The 16,108-nt window shown below is 64.7% G+C and carries 15 protein-coding genes; 6 read left to right on the plus strand and 9 right to left on the minus strand.

The annotated features are described in order from the left end of the window. Window positions 1-223: 223 nt before the first annotated feature. Complete coding sequence (locus ON40_RS42520) at window positions 224-1,678, plus strand: aldehyde dehydrogenase (RefSeq protein WP_040831414.1); 1,455 nt, start codon at window positions 224-226, stop codon at window positions 1,676-1,678. A gap of 150 nt (window positions 1,679-1,828) precedes the next feature. Here ON40_RS42520 and ON40_RS42525 read toward each other — a convergent pair whose 3' ends face one another. The 6 genes from ON40_RS42525 to ON40_RS42550 all read right to left on the minus strand — a co-directional run bounded on the left by ON40_RS42525 (window position 1,829) and on the right by ON40_RS42550 (window position 7,087). After that, the gene (locus ON40_RS42525) at window positions 1,829-2,707 is read right to left on the minus strand and encodes an HpcH/HpaI aldolase/citrate lyase family protein (protein WP_040831415.1); all 879 of its coding nucleotides are present in this window, start codon (window positions 2,705-2,707) and stop codon (window positions 1,829-1,831) included. Next, the gene (locus ON40_RS42530; RefSeq protein ID WP_040831416.1) at window positions 2,704-3,156 is read right to left on the minus strand and encodes a MaoC family dehydratase; all 453 of its coding nucleotides are present in this window, start codon (window positions 3,154-3,156) and stop codon (window positions 2,704-2,706) included. The genes ON40_RS42525 and ON40_RS42530 overlap by 4 nt, the downstream gene beginning before the upstream one ends. Before the next feature lie 110 nt (window positions 3,157-3,266). Further along, on the minus strand, window positions 3,267-3,983 hold the full coding sequence (locus ON40_RS42535) for a tyrosine-protein phosphatase (RefSeq protein WP_051194458.1): 717 nt from the start codon (window positions 3,981-3,983) through the stop codon (window positions 3,267-3,269). A gap of 226 nt (window positions 3,984-4,209) precedes the next feature. Beyond that, window positions 4,210-4,752, minus strand: a complete 543-nt coding sequence (locus ON40_RS42540; RefSeq protein ID WP_040831418.1) for a hypothetical protein — start codon at window positions 4,750-4,752, stop codon at window positions 4,210-4,212. Window positions 4,753-4,761: 9 nt separating this feature from the next. After that, window positions 4,762-5,916 carry a phosphotransferase family protein gene (locus ON40_RS42545; RefSeq protein WP_157186788.1) on the minus strand — a complete coding sequence of 385 codons (1,155 nt, stop codon included), beginning with the start codon at window positions 5,914-5,916 and terminating at the stop codon, window positions 4,762-4,764. Between the two features lie 28 nt (window positions 5,917-5,944). Next, window positions 5,945-7,087 carry an NAD(P)-dependent alcohol dehydrogenase gene (locus ON40_RS42550; RefSeq protein ID WP_051194473.1) on the minus strand — a complete coding sequence of 381 codons (1,143 nt, stop codon included), beginning with the start codon at window positions 7,085-7,087 and terminating at the stop codon, window positions 5,945-5,947. A gap of 430 nt (window positions 7,088-7,517) precedes the next feature. Here ON40_RS42550 and ON40_RS42555 point away from each other — a divergent pair, with 430 nt between their 5' ends. The 5 genes from ON40_RS42555 (at window position 7,518) to ON40_RS42575 (ending at window position 12,518) form a co-directional block, all read left to right on the plus strand. Next, window positions 7,518-8,510 carry a DUF7064 domain-containing protein gene (locus ON40_RS42555; RefSeq protein WP_040831420.1) on the plus strand — a complete coding sequence of 331 codons (993 nt, stop codon included), beginning with the start codon at window positions 7,518-7,520 and terminating at the stop codon, window positions 8,508-8,510. A 1-nt stretch (window position 8,511) separates the two neighbouring features. Beyond that, window positions 8,512-9,756: a phosphotransferase family protein gene (locus ON40_RS42560; protein WP_245568241.1), complete on the plus strand. Its 1,245-nt coding sequence runs from the start codon at window positions 8,512-8,514 to the stop codon at window positions 9,754-9,756. Beyond that, complete coding sequence (locus ON40_RS42565; RefSeq protein ID WP_040831422.1) at window positions 9,753-10,295, plus strand: hypothetical protein; 543 nt, start codon at window positions 9,753-9,755, stop codon at window positions 10,293-10,295. The genes ON40_RS42560 and ON40_RS42565 overlap by 4 nt, the downstream gene beginning before the upstream one ends. 142 nt (window positions 10,296-10,437) lie before the next feature. Next, window positions 10,438-11,475, plus strand: coding sequence for a response regulator transcription factor (locus ON40_RS42570; protein ID WP_040831423.1), 1,038 nt, complete (start codon window positions 10,438-10,440; stop codon window positions 11,473-11,475). 239 nt (window positions 11,476-11,714) lie between these two features. After that, window positions 11,715-12,518 (plus strand): response regulator transcription factor, encoded by an 804-nt coding sequence (locus ON40_RS42575; RefSeq protein WP_040831424.1) that lies wholly within the window; start codon window positions 11,715-11,717, stop codon window positions 12,516-12,518. Window positions 12,519-12,558: 40 nt separating this feature from the next. Here the strand turns inward: ON40_RS42575 and ON40_RS42580 are convergent, their stop codons facing one another. The 3 genes from ON40_RS42580 to ON40_RS42590 form a co-directional block, all read right to left on the minus strand. Continuing rightward, window positions 12,559-14,190, minus strand: a complete 1,632-nt coding sequence (locus ON40_RS42580; protein ID WP_040831425.1) for an AMP-binding protein — start codon at window positions 14,188-14,190, stop codon at window positions 12,559-12,561. Between the two features lie 159 nt (window positions 14,191-14,349). Beyond that, window positions 14,350-15,150, minus strand: a complete 801-nt coding sequence (locus tag ON40_RS42585) for an SDR family NAD(P)-dependent oxidoreductase (protein WP_040831426.1) — start codon at window positions 15,148-15,150, stop codon at window positions 14,350-14,352. Continuing rightward, on the minus strand, window positions 15,147-16,097 hold the full coding sequence (locus tag ON40_RS42590) for an acyl-CoA dehydratase activase (RefSeq protein ID WP_040831427.1): 951 nt from the start codon (window positions 16,095-16,097) through the stop codon (window positions 15,147-15,149). Before ON40_RS42590 ends, ON40_RS42585 begins: the two co-directional genes overlap by 4 nt. Window positions 16,098-16,108 lie beyond the last annotated feature (11 nt).

Raw genomic sequence — 16,108 nt, forward strand, 5'->3', positions numbered from 1 at the left:
CTAATAGCGCAACCATTTCCGGGATCCACATCACACGCGCATGTCGATCGAGCAACCCGATCGGCGCGCTCCGATCCGAACCTCCCCCTCCGGGCGAGGCTATCACTATTTGGCCCGACCAAACATACCATTGCAATCCTCGTCTATTTGAACCATTCTTTGAGGTGATGCCATTCACAGTCGGCCGATGCCCCGCGGGCCGGCGAAACCAGCAAGGAGTGCGATGACGACCATCGATTACCGCGAGCTCTACATCGATGGAGGGTGGCGCAGCCCGGCGACCGAAGACGTCATCACGGTGAACTCCCCCACCACCGAGCAGGTGATCGGCAGCGTTCCCGCCGCTTCCGCGCGCGATGTCGATGCCGCTGTGGCAGCTGCCCGCGGGGCCTTCGACGCCCCGGAAGGCTGGTCGAGCTGGTCGCCCGAACAGCGCGGAGAAGTACTCGAGCGCTTCGCATCCGAACTCGAAGCTCGCGCCGCCGAGACGGCCCGGCGCGTGTCATTGCAGAACGGGATGCCGATCTGGCTTGCCGAGCAATTCGAGGGAGGGTTCCCGGCCGTCCTGGTCCGCTACTTCAGCAAGATGATGATCGATGCGCCGACGGTGGACGAGCGTGCCGGAATGCTCGGTGGCACCGCCCGGGTCAGCCGTCATCCGATCGGCGTGGTGGCCGCGGTCGTACCTTGGAACGTCCCGCAGGCAATCTCGTTCCTCAAGCTCGCCCCCGCGCTTGCGGCAGGTTGCACGGTCGTGCTGAAGCCCGCCGAGGAAACCGTGCTGGACGCGTTCCTGATGAGTGAAGCCGCAGCCGCGGCGGGCCTGCCTCCCGGCGTCCTCAACGTGGTGCCCGGTGGTCGCGAGGTCGGCGCCTATCTGGTCGAGCATCCGGGGATCGACAAGGTGTCCTTCACCGGCTCCACCGCTGCCGGCAGCAAGATCGCCGAAACGTGCGGAAGGCTGCTGCGCCCGGTCACCTTGGAACTGGGCGGCAAGTCGGCCGCGATTCTGCTGGACGACGTCGACCTGAACGCCTCTCTCGAGTCGCTCTTCGGGGTGACGTTCCTGAACAACGGTCAGATCTGCTGGCTCAACACCCGCGTTCTCGCGCCCAGATCGCGGTACGGCGAAATCGTCGACACCCTGACCGATCTGGCCCGATCCCTGCAGATCGGCGATCCGCTGGACCCCGGAACCAAGATCGGCCCGCTGGTCTCGGCCCGGCAACGCGAACGGGTCGAGGGCTACATCGCGAAGGGCAAGAGCGAAGGCGCGCGGCTCACCACCGGCGGCGGCCGACCCGCCGGAATCGAATCCGGATTCTTCGTGGAGCCAACGATTTTCGCGGATCTGGACAACACGGCGACCATCGCTCGCGAAGAGATCTTCGGTCCCGTGCTCAGCGTGATCCCGTTCTCCGACGAGACCGAGGCACTCGCGATCGCGAACGACAGCGAATACGGGCTCGGCGGGTCGGTCTGGTCCTCGGACGTGGAGCGCGCCGCCGGGATCGCCGCGAAGGTCAAGTCCGGCACGGTGGGCGTCAACCACTACTCCAACGACCCCGTCGCACCGTTCGGCGGGATCAAGAACAGCGGCCTGGGGCGCGAGCTCGGCCCCGAGGGTCTGCACACGTTCCAGCAGCTGCACACGGTCTACCTCCCGCCGGCCGGCTGACTCGGGACGAACTCGGCACCGGTTACCGGCTGCGCTGATCGGCGCCGAAACCGATCAGCGCCCCTTCCCGAATCGGGAAGGGGCGCTGATCCGTTCGCGACGGCAGGAGTTTCGCGCCGCGGCGATCGCCCGGGCACGCGTTTGCCCGGATTACTCTCGACCCACCAGCGCCAGGACCCGCCGGGCCTGCTTCAAGTGCGGCAGATCCAGCATCTTTCCGTCCAGCGCAACAGTTCCCACATCGGCCGAGAACGCCTCGACCACTCGCCGGGCGAACTCCACCTCCTCGGGCGTCGGGGTGAAGGCGGCGTTGATCGTGTCGACCTGCCCGGGATGGATGGCGATACGCCCGCTGAATCCCTCGGCGCGCGCCTGGCGCGAGGACTCCGCCAGGCCGCGATCGTCCCGGATGTCGACGTACAGCGTCTCCACGGCCTCGACGTCCGCGGCGCGCGCGCCCATCAGTGCCAGCGAGCGAACCAGCCGGTAGGTGGCGGCCCACTCCCCGGTCCGGTCGAGATTCGTCGACGCACCCAGGGCCGCACTGAGATCCTCTGCGCCCCAAGTCAATCCGTACAGCCGGGAGATTCCGGCATCGGCGAAATCGCCCAGCCGGAACGGCGCGCGAGCCGTTTCGGTGGCGACGGGAAGAACGCGGATACCTCCGGGCGTGAGCCCGTGCGCGGACTCCAGCGCCTCGAGATAGTGGTGCACGCGCAACACATCCGCAGGACCGTCGATCTTGGGAATCATCACGCCCGCGGGCCCCGAGGCGACCACGGCCGCCAGATCCGCGAGCGCGTACTCGGTGTCGATCGGATTCATCCGCACCCACAACTGCGGACCGGCTGCACCGGATTCGGCGGCGATGAATTCCGCCACCATCTGCCGGGCGATCGGCTTGCGGCCCGCGCTGACCGCATCCTCGAGGTCCAGGATCACCGCATCTGCCGAGGAGCCGCCGATCTTGCCGATCTTCTTCTCACTGTCGCCCGGCACGAACAGGAACGAGCGGATCGGCGCGGTCACTGCGGCTTCCTGCGCTGCAGGCCCGACCGCTTGCACGAGGCGACGAGTTCATCGCGCTGATTGAACGCCTGGTGCAGGAATACCACGATGCCCTGGTCCGGTCGCGACTTGGAGTCCCGCAGTTCGAGGACCTCGGTGACGACATGCAGGGTGTCGCCATGGAACACCGGCTTGGGGAAGCGCACCTCGTCCCAGCCCAGGTTCGCCACGGCCGTCCCGAGGGTGGTGTCACCGACGGAGATCCCGACCATCAGGCCGAGGGTGAACGCACTGTTCACGATGCGCTGCCCGAACGCCGAGTCCTTCATGTACTCCTCGTCGAGGTGCAGCAGCGCCGGGTTGTGCGTCATCGCCGTGAACAGCACGTTGTCCGTCTCGGTGACCGTCCGCCGAATCGGGTGTTCGAACCTCTGCCCCACCGTGAGCTCGTCGAACCACACACCAGCCATATTTGCCCACCTCCGAGTCGACTTAAATTATCGTATGGTCAGACCAAATGATTGCACAGGTCGAACCACGGATCAACTCGACTACACCCGCGGGAAAGCGATCGAACCGCTTATGCGGCGGCGTCGCCCGTGAACAACGTCACCCAGCGTGCGAGGCGCTGCACGTCCCCACCGTTCTTCTCGACCCACGCCCACGCGCCGTCGGAACCTCCACCCACGTGGTCGATCACCAGCTCAACCGCTTCGCGCGGGGTACGGAAAACCGGGTCGGTGACGGCAGCACCCGCAGGCAGTCGCCCACGCGACTGCATTCGCGCGAATATCTCGGCGATCGCGTTGCCGGTCCGCTGATAGTCGGCGATGATCGCGTCGGTTTCGACGCCCGCCAGCAGAAGCGCGATCGCGATGACGACGCCGGTCCGATCTTTACCGGCAGCGCAATGAACCAGCGTCGAACCACCGTTGTCGAACTGGTTGAGCGCACCCACCAGCCGGGAGGCCGACCCTCGCACCATGTCGGCATACAGGTCCACCACATTCGCTTGAATCAGACGATCCATACGCGCGCCCGAGAACACCGGATTGCCGACCCAGCGCACGGTATCGGGCCACGCCACGAGCAGGCGTCCCGCCTCGGCACTGTCACGCAGGTCCACCACCGTCGACGGAGGCCAGGTCAGGCCGGTCGGAGGACTGTCACCGACATACGGCGCATCGCTGCGGAGCAGTACGCCGCACCGCGTTTCACCACCGGCCGCCAACGGCAGTCGCCCGAGGTCTCGCGCGTTGACCACGGTTGTCGGATCGGAACCGGCTTCGGCATCCACATGCTCTCCCTATCTCCTTGGGCGATCATTACCCAAAATGGTCGTACCATATACATACCAGCTCACCGGCTACAGCACTGGAAACGAGCCCTGCACAGCAGCCTGCCGACGGGCGAACTCTGCGGTCGCAGCCCCCGCTGTGCCGCGTCGCTCTGCTCGGCACGCCGGTCGAACAGCTGTCGGAGATATGGTCGGCGTCGACACTCAGCCGGGTCCGGTGTATCGATCAGCTCGCCGAGGTGGCCGCCCCCGGCGGTGGATCGGCCTGCTGACGATCGAGCACGTGCGCGACGCTCTCGTCGGCTCCACGCGGGAATCCGGTCTTGCGGCACCACGCGAGTTCGCGTTCGCACTGCCTTCCGGCCGCTGCCGCCATCACCTGCCGGGCGCGCTGCGCCAGCTCGGGCTCGGCGTCGGCCAGAATCCCGTACCGACGATCGGCCATTTCCTTGAGGGCACGCGTCTGCTCGCGCAGTCGCTCGAGGTCCACGGGCGGCTCTGCCGCGGCGCTGAGAAACGCTCGCTCCTCCTCGGCGTCCCGCGTCGGCGCGAGGTCGATCAGACGCGCGAGCAGGGCTCGATAATCGGAATGCTCGACGCGCTCGTATCGATATTCGGATGTGTGCACATCGAGGGTCCAGTCCAGGCATGCGAGCACGAGGCCGGCTTGCTCGGCGGCGAACGAATCGTTCGGATCCAACGCCGGGAGAACATTTTTCGCGATCGTCGTCCGTACGGCGCTGATCTGCTGAGCAACAGTGGGAATCATCGAAATCTCCTATGCCTTGCCGACAACGGCGAGCAGTTGGTCCAGATAGAACGCCCCGAGACCACCGAGATAGGTCTGCATCGCGTCGAGATGGGTCATGCGTTCGGCAGCATTCCGCGGCCCGGACCCGGTCAATGCGACTGCGGCCCAGTACATGTTGAGAACCGTGTAGTACTCGAGCCGCTCGCTGTCGACCGACAGTCCGGACACCGACTCGTATTCGGCGATCATCTGCTCCCGAGTGACCAGAGCCGAGCAATAGAATTCACCGGTCACGGGATCTGTTTCGCCCCAGCCGTCCATCATGGCGTAGGCCAGATCGTGGTGTCGGTCGCCGAGGTAGGTCAGCTCCCAATCGAGCAGTGCGGTAATGGTTCCGCGCTCCTCGTCGAACAGGAAATTGCCGTTGCGGTAGTCACCGTGCACAACCGATACGTGATCGACCACGGGACGACGTTCCCACAGCCACTGCTGGGTCAGTGCGATCACCGGGTGCGATTCGAACGCGTCCTCCTGCCACGCGCGGTCCCATGACGCGAGCCGCCAGTCCACGGCATCGGTCGAGCCGGGTCGTGGGCGTTGGAACGAGTCCAGTGGATACGTCGTCCAGTCGAACCGATGCAGTTCGGCGAGATACCGGACGAACTGCGGGCCGAGCGTGCGGCGCAGTGCAGCACCATAGGTCGTCCCGAGGCCGGACGCGGTCTTCACAGCGTCCTTCGCAGTCGCCGTTCCGCCGACATATCCGCAGATCATCGACGGTGCACCCAATTCGTCCGGGTCCTCGGTCATCCAGAACACCCGAGGTACCGGCAAGGCACCGTGCAACATGTCCAGCGCCTCGAATTCACGGCGGCGAGGCGTTTCGACCATCGAGGCCGGAGGGTCCATCCGCAGCACCATACGATCGCGCCGTTGTTGCCCATCGGACTGCCAGTCGAGGTCGAAGACGAATTGTTCCTTCGAGGCGCCACCACCCAGGCGCGAGAGGCCCTCGATCTCGAAGGTGCCCTGGATCCGCTGAGACAACATGGTGCGCAACCTGTCTCGCACCGTTTCCAGGTGAGGTGGTTCGTGAATCACCACACCCCGGCGCTCCAGCTTTCGGCGCAGCACCGCGTCGATGGCCGGTTCGACTCGCACGGCGGATCGGGGTGTGGTCATTGCGGACTCCTGTCGTACGGTCACCATCTCAGGCTCCTGTCGATCCGGTGGACGACGGCGCGCCGTGGACGAGGACGACTTTCGCGACCTCGCCACGCGCCTGGGCAGCCACGGCAGCGTTGATATCGCTGAAGGGGAAGGTCCCGATCAGCTTGTCGAAGGGAAACTTTCCGCAACGGAACAACTCGAGCAGGTACGGGATGAGGGTGCTCGGATCGCTGTCGCCCTCGGTGATTCCGCGCACCGTGACACCGGAAACCATTGCGGGCACCAGCGGCACCGCCATCGTCGCTGTCACATCGTGTGGCACTCCGACGAATCCGAGAGTCCCCCGAGGTGCGAGGACGGCGAAAGCCTCCTCGAGGATCGACGGAATTCCGGTCGTGTCGAACGCATAGTCGACACCACGGCCGCTCACCGCACGGACCTTTCCTTCGAGTGGCCCGGTGGCCGGGTCGATGGTGGTGTCCGCACCCAACTCCAAGGCCAGTGCGCGACGGCGCGGATCCGGATCGGAGACGATGATCGGAGTGCACCCACGGACTTTCGCCGCCATAACCGCGGCGAGCCCGACCGGACCGGCCCCCAGGACCGACAGGGACTGCCCCGCCTGGCAATCCAAGCTGTTGAATACGGCACCGGCGCCGGTCTGGATACCGCATCCCAGCGGGCCGACGAGTTCGATCGGAATGTCGGTTCCGACCTTCACCACGTTGCGTTCGGTCGCCAGAGCATGGGTCGCGAACGACGATTGCCCGAAGAAGGCTGCGGTCACGAGTTGCCCGTCCTGGGTGATCGTGCTGGTTCCGTCCGGACGCAACCCACTGCCGTAGTTGCGCGCGCCGAACTCCACGCAGTAGGCGGGTTGCCCGTCGGCACATTGATCGCAGTGCCCACAGGACGCGAAGGACAGCGCGACATGATCACCGGGCGCGACCGAGGTCACCTCCGCCCCGGTCGCGACGACGATTCCGCTGCCCTCGTGCCCGAGGACCATCGGATAACTCAACCCGAAGAATCCGTCCCGGGCGGCGATATCGGTGTGGCACAGACCGATTCCTTTGATCTCCACGAGTACTTCGTGCGCCCCGGGAGTCGCGAGCGACACTCGTTCGAGACTGAAAGCGCCGCCCGGTTCGGCGACCACCGCAGCAGTTACGGATTTTGACATGACGGAAACCCTTTCGTCGGTGCGGTAACCCGACCCGATCTGCGACTCCGGCGACGCACGCCGTGCCGAGAACCGGTGGCGCGTCATGGCCGAATATGAAAAGTTCACGAATCCGCGCACCGAAAGTACGGGTATGCGGAGTGAGAAGTGCCAGCCCACGAGGCGGCACCGACCTCAAACTAGTGACAGGTGACACATTCGTCAAGCTTCCGAATCCGCGCCCGAACAGGCCGTCCCGACAATCACCTCTGATCGAATCGGCCTATTTCACAGAAGATTTCGCTGCAGCCACCATCCGATGGGGTGAAGTCGGGGGGATTTCCGAGGGATATGGCCGTCACAGGCTGTTCACGGCCACCGTCCCCTCCCAAGATGTGCACGAGTGGCGTGTGCCACATGCCGAACTCACGATCTTCAGGAGCCGAAACCGATGATCAATGCCCACGATCTCGACTTCCACAGCCGCGACGCCGACGACTGGACTTGGACGGAAACAACCGCGCTCATCTTCAGCGTCCCGGAGGCCGGCATCCTCGGAAACGCATACGTGCTGGCCCGCCCGAATCTCGGGGTCGCACTTTCGTCGATCTGCCTGGTTCAGGGGTTCTGCCCGAACGTGGAGGATATCGATTTCATGGACTGTCAGGTTCACCTGCCGTGCCCGGAGTCCTTCACCGACTACACACTCCCGAACGGACTGACCGTCAAGACGTCGAATGCACCCCGCGACTATCACCTCCGCTATGAGCACGCGCTCGGCAATTGCTCGTTCGACCTGAAGTTCGACGCGATTCACCACCCGTTCGATATGCACGACCCGGCGGAGAACGCATTGCTCTCGGGAGCGGACTCCGAAGCCACCCTCGACGAGAAGGGGGACGGCTGGGCAACAGGGCATTTCGAGACGAAGGGGCATATCACCGGCGAACTCGAATTGCGCGGCAAGCGCTATCGGGTCGACTGCTACGAGGGAATGGATCACAGCTGGGGGCCCAGGCGCGACCTGGGTACGTGGGCGGTGTCCTGGATTTCGGTGAACTTCGGCCCGGAACTGGCCATGCACCTGGCCGTCGACATGGAAGTCGTGGGCGGGCAGGTGCGCTACGGCGACCTCCGATTCGGGTTCGTCACCGAGAACGGGGAAACGCGCAGCCTCGTCTGGGCCGAGGTCGAGGCGGCTCGCGTGCAGATGCTCACTGTCACCAATCGGATCAAGGTCCGCGACGACCGCGGCCAGGAATGGGAGTTCTTCGGCAGCGCTGTCGCCGCACACCCGTGGCAGGCGTTCAATCCGCGCGATGTCGCATATCAGAGCTTGCACCGGTACGAGCACGACGGGCGAATCGGATACGGGGAAATGGCCGACATATTCGGCCTCGACTACCTCGCCGAGCGCACGTCGAAGCACGGCCGGAGGCGCTGAAGTGACTGCTGCAGAACGGATTTCATTTCCGAGCTACGACACCGATTTCGATATGCGTGACAACCCGCCACGCGAGTTCATCGATGAGATGCGCCGCCGCTATCGAGTCGACAGCGAGATCGATCGAATGCTGGTGCGCAAACTCGAACGCCGGGCGAGCCCCCCGTTTCAGCGCATCGAGCTCGACGAGTTCGCCGCCCGTCTGGACGGGCTGCTCCGAGCACGGATCGATGGCGAATACGAAATCTCCGGCGCTCGGTGGATGTCGGGCGGGGCATCCAAAATGCAAGTGCGATTCGATCTTCGGTGGACCGACCCCGACCGCGGACCGGTCACGGATCGCTTGGTCGCACGCATGGATCCGTCGGAGTCGCTCAATGCGACGAGCCGCCGCCAAGAGGCCGAGATCCTCGAAGCCGTCCGTGACACCCTGCCGGTACCGCGCGTGCTGTGGCTGGACGAAGCCGCAACCTGGTTCCCGGAGCCGACCCTCGTGTACTCGTTCGCACCGGGCACGACCAAACCCACCGCCACCGACACCGGAGCCGTGAGCGGGCTCGGCACGATGTTCGGCCCCGACTTACGGCGGTCGCTGGGAACTCAGTTCGTCGATCATCTCGCGGCACTGCACACGACCGATATCTCCGGACTCCGGCTCGACAGCTTCGACCGGCCCAGTCCCGACACCACTGAAGCCGCCGAGTGGAAGCTCAATCAGTACGCGCGTGTCTGGGAGGAGGATCGGGGCGAGGATCATCTGCTCATCGAAGTGACCGCCAACTGGCTCAGGCGCAACCTTCCGACGACGGACCGGATCGGCATCGTCCACGGTGACTTTCGAAGCGGGAATTTCCTGTTCGACGAGAAAACCCACGAGATCACCGCGTGGCTCGACTGGGAATATTGCCACCTCGGCGATCGCCATCGCGATCTCGCCTGGGCCACCGACTCGACCTTCGGCCACGTCGACCCGAGGTCCGGCGAATACCTGGTCTGCGGCTTGTTCACCGAAGCCGAATTCCTGGATCGTTACCAGGAGGCTTCGGGGTTGTCTGTCGATCCGCAACGGCTCACCTACTACAAGATAGCGAACACTTACCAGCTGATCATTGCCACGCTGGCAACCGCCTACCGGGTGGCCAGGTTGGGCAAGACGCACCAGGATGTGCTGCTGTCCTGGGTCAAGGGGATGGTCCCCACATTGTCCGGACAGCTGGTGACCCTGCTGGAGGAAAAAGACCGATGACCGATCATTCCGAAAACTCGTTGGGCGCAGTGGTCAAATCCTTACGCGATATCGTCGGCCCCGCGGTCGACCCGGTCGACCCACTAGCACAGGAGCAGCTCGCGCTGTCGATCGGATATCTCGAATTCTTGCGTGACCGGCTCGCACACGTGCACACGCGTGCACGCTTCGAACTCGACCACCATCGACGCATCGCCCGATCGGTACTCGAAATCGTCAGCGATGCCGAGATCGCCAACGGGCTGCGCAGCTCCGTGCGAGCGGGCGAACAAGCCGCCCGCGACGCCGACGGGGAAACCCACGCCATCGAGCGGGCCACGGCCGCGATCGCCGCCGACCTGCGCACGGTCCTACGGGCAGATCTCCAGCCGCCGGTACAGGAGGAAGTCGAACGGGCGGTCATGGCAGCCATGCCCGAGCGGGTCGAGTTCGAACGATCCTGGTACCTGCCGATGGGATTCGATCCGGCCCCGGACTCGGCACAGCCGCTCGTGGAGTTCATAGCTGCTTACGAGAGCCTCCCCCCGGCGACCGACTGAGCTGGTCAGCGGTTCGCTGCAGTCCCGCGAAACCCTTGCTCGTATGGTCTGACCATTATATTCTCGGTTTAGATTTACAGCGCCTCGACGTGTGCCGATAGGCACGAGAAGCTTCGACAGGGGTGCACGGCGGGAAGGGGCAATGGTGCCGAAGCGAACCGCACACCGGCCGGATCGGATCCACACAGGTAAAACCGCGACCGGCCAGATACTCGCGCGCCTGTCCGAGGACGTGACCCGCGCCCTGGACGAGGGGCTACTCGATCCCGGTGAGATCGCCGACCTCGGTCCGAGGCTGAACCAGATGTTCGCGCCTTACCGATGCGAGCCGGATACCCGAGCAGGCCATTTCGACGACGTGGTTTCCCGTATGTGCGAACTGGTGCGGACACCGAGCCACGTCACCTCGTCGGTGACGCTTGTCGAACCGGAATTCGCTCGTGCCTGCGCCGCCCTCGGCTTTCGCCGGGCGCTTTTATCCACTGTCGACCACGGAACCTGGCAGCCCGAGTACCTCTACGTCGACGCCACGCTCAGCGACCACACCAGGCTGCGGCAATACCTGTCGAATATGATCGACCTGAGCTCCGCTCCGCTCGAAGCCGACGTAATACGCAGGCGGACACAGCATCTGGTCGTCTCACCGCATACCCACCAACTGACCTACAAACCGCTGATGCAGATCTCGGCATCGCACGGATTCGCGGTTGCTCCACTCGTTTCCGGATCCCAGGTCATCGGAATGATCCACGGCGATCAATTCGACCAGGTCACCACCGGTCAGGATCTGGAGCGAGTGGTTTTCCTGTCGGAAATGGTCGGCGTCGTGGCCGAACGCCTCGAACGCCAGAAGCGGTTGACCACACTACGAGACCGCGTGGCAAATATCGTCCGGTATTCGGAAGAGTTCATCTCCGGCCGCGTTCGCATGGATCCGTTCGTCACACGAACCGATAAGCCCGTCGCAGATCGGTACAACCTGCTCACGCCGCGCCAGCATGTCGTACTCAGCGATCTCGCGGCGGGACTGTCGAACGCGGAGATCGCCCGCGAACTGGGCGTCTCCGAAGCCACCGTCAAGTCGCACGTCAAACAGATCTTCCACAAACTCGGCGTACACAGCAGGGCGGAGGCCACGGCACGGCACCAGGCCGACCGGAATATCCATGGGCAGCGATGAACCCGCCACCACCTCGGCCTGGTAGCCACATCCGGGACTTGCGACAGCTTTTCGACGTTGCGCAGGTCGAACTGAGCACATCACGATACGACGATGCGGGCGTTCTGGCCGCGCGGTCGCGGATCGGACACATCGCTGATCGACTACACCCCGCGATCGCGACCGTTCTGGCGCAAGTATGCTCCCTGCCTGCGGAGCAGGGCCCGACAGTGGCAGCGCTTCTCGTCCGCTCAGCACGAATGCATCAGGCACTGGTTGCGAAGCTGGCCGACATCGATTCGGTGCTGTACAGGTCGCTGTCGCTGGTGGCGCGAGAATTCAAGCGCGCGAGGCGATTCGCCGACGGCGTGGACTTCGCGTGCAGTCAACTCGGAGAGGTCACGGCGGGGCCGGTGCTGTTCTCGAGCGTCGGCGACGACCACTGGCGAATCGTCGCCACCGCCGGCACTGCGGCCTCTGTGCCGAATCAGGCGATAGCTCTGGCTGTGGACTCAGCCGAGTACCGTGCGTTGGAATTCGGACAACCGGTGTCCGAAACGAAAACCCCGCACCCCATCGTGCGGAATCTGCTCGGCGCCGCGGACTACGTCGTGATACCGGTCGGGACGTCGACAGCGGCGGCCGGGCTCATCCACTGCATCGTCGCCGATCCGGTGCCCCACACCGCCGACGCCTACCTGTCCCTGCTGGCGAGCATTGTCGGCACGGCATGGGTCACCGACGGCGACGAGCGGGCGCTACATGCGATCACTACCCTTGTTCACGACGAGTTCTGTTCCAGCACAATACTTTCCGAAGGAGAAAACGCTCCACTTTCGACGAGGGCTCATCTGACCCGTCGCGAGGACGAGGTCCTGCAACTGGTGCTGAGGGGCCACTCGAACCGCGATATCGCCGAGAAACTGTTCATCTCGGTGGAAACCGTCAAATCACATCTCAAGAGTCTGCTCCGCAAGTACGGTGCCGCCAATCGCTCGGAACTCATCGCACTCGTTCCAGCTGCTTCCACCGAGACTCGACCACCGCAGCGAGCGGTTCGGTGACGTCCCGCCGACATCTCATCGACGGGACGCACGCACCGGATCAGCTCGAGGCCACCTCCGAGGAACGCACGGGAGTCAGTACTCCGGAGGCGATCTCGTCCTGCACCCGGAACTTCTGAATCTTGCCCGACGGCGTCATCGGCAACTCGGCGGTGAAGTACCACAGTGACGGCGCCTTGTGCGCGGCGATTCGCTCGCGGCACCAAGCCTTCAACACGTCGGCTTCGGGCGGGTTGCCCGGATCGTGGGCGCGGATCACGGCGCCGATCTGTTCGCCCCACTTCTCATCGGGCACACCGACCACGACCGCCTCCGCGATCTCCGGATGTTGAAAGAGCAATTCCTCGATCTCGCGCGGATAGATGTTCAGACCGCCGCGGATGATCATGTCCTTGAGCCGGCCGGTGATCCGCAGGAACCCCCGCTCGTCCATCACCGCCAGATCGCCCATGTGCAGCCAGCCATCGGCGTCGATCGTCGAGGCGGTAGCTTCCGGCATATCCGAGTAGCCGAGCATGTTCTGATAACCGCGGCAACATATTTCGCCCTGCTCGCCGATCGGGACGATCTCTCCGGTCAGCAGATCGATGATCTTCACCTCTAGTTCGGGCAATGGCTGTCCGACCGTGCACGCCTGGTCCACGGGGTCGTCGGAGATCCTCGTCTGACTTATCACGCCGTGCATCTCGCTCTGCCCGAACAGAATTGTGAATCGGCAACCGAGGCGTTCGATGACCCGCTCGACCAGCGCCTGCGGCACCGCCGACGCGCCCGACATGATGGTGTACACGCTGGACAGGTCACGAGCGCGGAAATCGGGATGTTCCAGCAGGGCGATGAGCATCGTCGGCACCATCAGCGAGTGGGTGCCCCGGTAGGTCTCGAGCATCTCGAGCATCTGCGCGGCATCGAATGCCGGTAACACCACGAAGGTTCCATGTGCCGCGAACGTACCCAGTTCAGTGACCCCGCCGCCGCCGATGTGATACATCGGCATCGCGTTGACGCACACCACCGGACCGGAGCGCCCGGCGCGTTCGAATACGAAGGTCGCCTCGTTGACGATGCCCTTGTGATGCAGAACCGCCCCCTTGGGGAATCCGGTTGTCCCGGAGGTGTATTGGATCTGCACCGGATCCCTCGGCGATACCTCCGGCAGCGGCGTCGCGGCGTCTGCCGCATCCCGGAATGTCTGCCATTCACGAGTGGGCACCGCCTTGCGCAGGTCCGGCAGATTTCCGACGATCTCACCGAGTACGTCCTCGAGGCTCACGCCGCGATAACTTTCACGAAAGAACAATCCCGCCGCACGGGACTGGCGCAGGATGTACTCCAATTCGTGCGCCCGGTATGCGGGATTGATCCCGACCACCACCATTCCCGCCATTGCGATCGCCTGCTGCAGGATCACCCAGTCCGCACTGTTGGGAGCCCAGATCGCGATGCGATCACCGGGCGCGAAATGTGCGAGCAAGGCACGGGCGACGCCTTCGACGTCAGCCAGCAGTTCGCGATAGGTCCATTCGGACCGATCAGCCGGATCGGGAGTGCCGTCGACAAGAGCCACCTGGTCGGGCACCGCTGCGGCGGCCTGCCGCAACAGTTCTCCGAGAGTGATGTCACGAACTCCCGAGGTCTGCGAGGCCGGCCATAAGGATTGGGTAAGGGTCATCGTGCGAGCGCCTTTTGCTGTGCGGGTTCGAATGCTGCTGTGAATTCATGTGCCGCCGATCACGGCCCGGCGCTGACAAATATGACGCCGATCACACTCAATGTACTACAGAATTGGATCTATCATCTACGAAACTGTCGAATGTTTCGGCCGGGTCGGCTAACCGGACGAAATGCCTCCGTTGGGACTCACCGCCTGTCCGGTGATCCGGCGAGCCTGCGGACTGCACAGGAACAGGATGAGATCAGCGACGTCCGACGGTTCCGCGACACCGAGTGATGCTGCGCGAGCTGCCTTTTCGAAGAGTTTCGCGCCGAACGGATCGGCCATCACCCGGTCGTACGCTCCGGTGTCCCGGATCAGCGAGGGCGTCACGGCATTGACCCGGATACCGTCACGCTTGGCCTCCATCGCCAAGGCCCTGCTGAACATGACGATCGCCGCCATCGCCCCGCCGATCACGCTCTCCCCCGGAGTCGGGTATTTGGCCGCATCGGAGGCGACGTTGACGATCACGCCGCCGCGCTGCGTCCGCATATCCGGCAGGACGGCCCGGCACATGTTGATCGGGCCGAGCGCCTGCTGCGTCAGGATCGCCGGAACGTCCTCGGGGGCGATCTCGTGGAACAGCCGCGGCGTGAACGCACTCACGGTGCTGTTGACCAGGATGTCCGCCGGTCCCAATCCGGCGCGCAGTTCCCCCGCCACCCGTCCCGCTTCGCCGGGGTCGTTGACGTCACCGGCGACGTACAGGCACCACACCCCAAGCGCCAGCGATCGGATGTCCTCCGCCGCCCGCTGCCCCCGTTCCGGATCACGGCCCACCAGACCGATCCGCTGTGTTCCGGCCGCCACGAATCGGTGCGCGACCTCCAGTCCGACCCCGTTCGTACCGCCCACGATGTACACCGTCGATTCCGCCGGAGCCGGAACCCGGATCTCATCGGTCTCGCTGATCATGGTGCGCTCCTTCGCAATTCGATCGGCACCGGACCGGCATCGGCGGGCTGCGCGAGCACACCGTCGCAGTCGAGGCAGTGCGGCGTGACGGCTGCCGCCGTCGCGGCCACCTGCTCACCGGCCGCGGCATCGCGCTCGGAGCGTGCGGCGGCCGTGCCGAGATACTCGTCGCGGGCGAGCAGGCCCGCACCGTAGGCACCGGCGATCTGTGGCTGCTCGAGCAGTTCGACCGGATGCCGCAACGCCTGCGACACGTAGTGCAGCGCGGCGGGATTCTTCGCGACCCCGCCGGTCATCACGGCCGGAAAAACCCTGCCCACCTGCGCGACCAGCCCCAGGGTGCGCGCGGCGACCGCCCGATGCACCGATGCCGCCACATCGGCCTTCGAACGTCCCTGAGCCAGCAGCGAAATGACTTCGGTCTCGGCGAAGGTCGCGCACATACTGCTCACCTCGAGGGTGTCCGAGCCCGCGAGCGCGAGCTCACCCACCTCCTCGATCTCGGCCTCCAGCGCCCGAGCAAGTACGTCGAAGAACCGGCCGGTACCACTGGCGCACCGATCGTTCATCGCGAACCGATCCACCAGGCCCTCGTCGTCGACGATGATCGCCTTGCTGTCCTGACCGCCGATATCGATCACCAGACGCACCCCGGGGCGCAGTGCCGCCGCACCCCTGGCGTGACAGGTGATCTCGGTGTAGCTGCGATCCGCCCCGGGCACCAGTTTCCGCCCGTAGCCGGTGCTCACGGTCCAGCGAATCTCGTCACGTGACACCGCGGCGGCGCGCAGCGCGCCGTCGATCGCACGCGCAACCGCGGCCGGGCTCACCGCGCCCATCTGCACGACATCCGCCCCGCGCAATTCGCCGTCGCGATCGACCACGGCGGCCTTCGCCGTGGTCGATCCGAGGTCCACGCCCAGGACGAACCAGTTGTCCGCGTTCACGACGACGCCCT

It is taken from the genome of Nocardia jiangxiensis NBRC 101359, from assembly GCF_000308615.1.
Classification (GTDB): Bacteria; Actinomycetota; Actinomycetes; order Mycobacteriales; family Mycobacteriaceae; genus Nocardia; species Nocardia jiangxiensis.

Bases quoted from the DNA above. Each gene is read 5' to 3' on its own strand.
- ON40_RS42520 (WP_040831414.1), top strand. From the start codon at position 224: ATGACGACCATCGATTACCGCGAGCTCTACATCGATGGAGGGTGGCGC.
- ON40_RS42530 (WP_040831416.1), bottom strand. From the start codon at position 3,156: ATGGCTGGTGTGTGGTTCGACGAGCTCACGGTGGGGCAGAGGTTCGAA.
- ON40_RS42540 (WP_040831418.1), bottom strand. From the start codon at position 4,752: ATGATTCCCACTGTTGCTCAGCAGATCAGCGCCGTACGGACGACGATC.
- ON40_RS42545 (WP_157186788.1), bottom strand. From the start codon at position 5,916: ATGACCACACCCCGATCCGCCGTGCGAGTCGAACCGGCCATCGACGCG.
- ON40_RS42550 (WP_051194473.1), bottom strand. From the start codon at position 7,087: ATGTCAAAATCCGTAACTGCTGCGGTGGTCGCCGAACCGGGCGGCGCT.
- ON40_RS42555 (WP_040831420.1), top strand. From the start codon at position 7,518: ATGATCAATGCCCACGATCTCGACTTCCACAGCCGCGACGCCGACGAC.
- ON40_RS42565 (WP_040831422.1), top strand. From the start codon at position 9,753: ATGACCGATCATTCCGAAAACTCGTTGGGCGCAGTGGTCAAATCCTTA.
- ON40_RS42570 (WP_040831423.1), top strand. From the start codon at position 10,438: ATGGTGCCGAAGCGAACCGCACACCGGCCGGATCGGATCCACACAGGT.
- ON40_RS42575 (WP_040831424.1), top strand. From the start codon at position 11,715: ATGCATCAGGCACTGGTTGCGAAGCTGGCCGACATCGATTCGGTGCTG.
- ON40_RS42580 (WP_040831425.1), bottom strand. From the start codon at position 14,190: ATGACCCTTACCCAATCCTTATGGCCGGCCTCGCAGACCTCGGGAGTT.
- ON40_RS42585 (WP_040831426.1), bottom strand. From the start codon at position 15,150: ATGATCAGCGAGACCGATGAGATCCGGGTTCCGGCTCCGGCGGAATCG.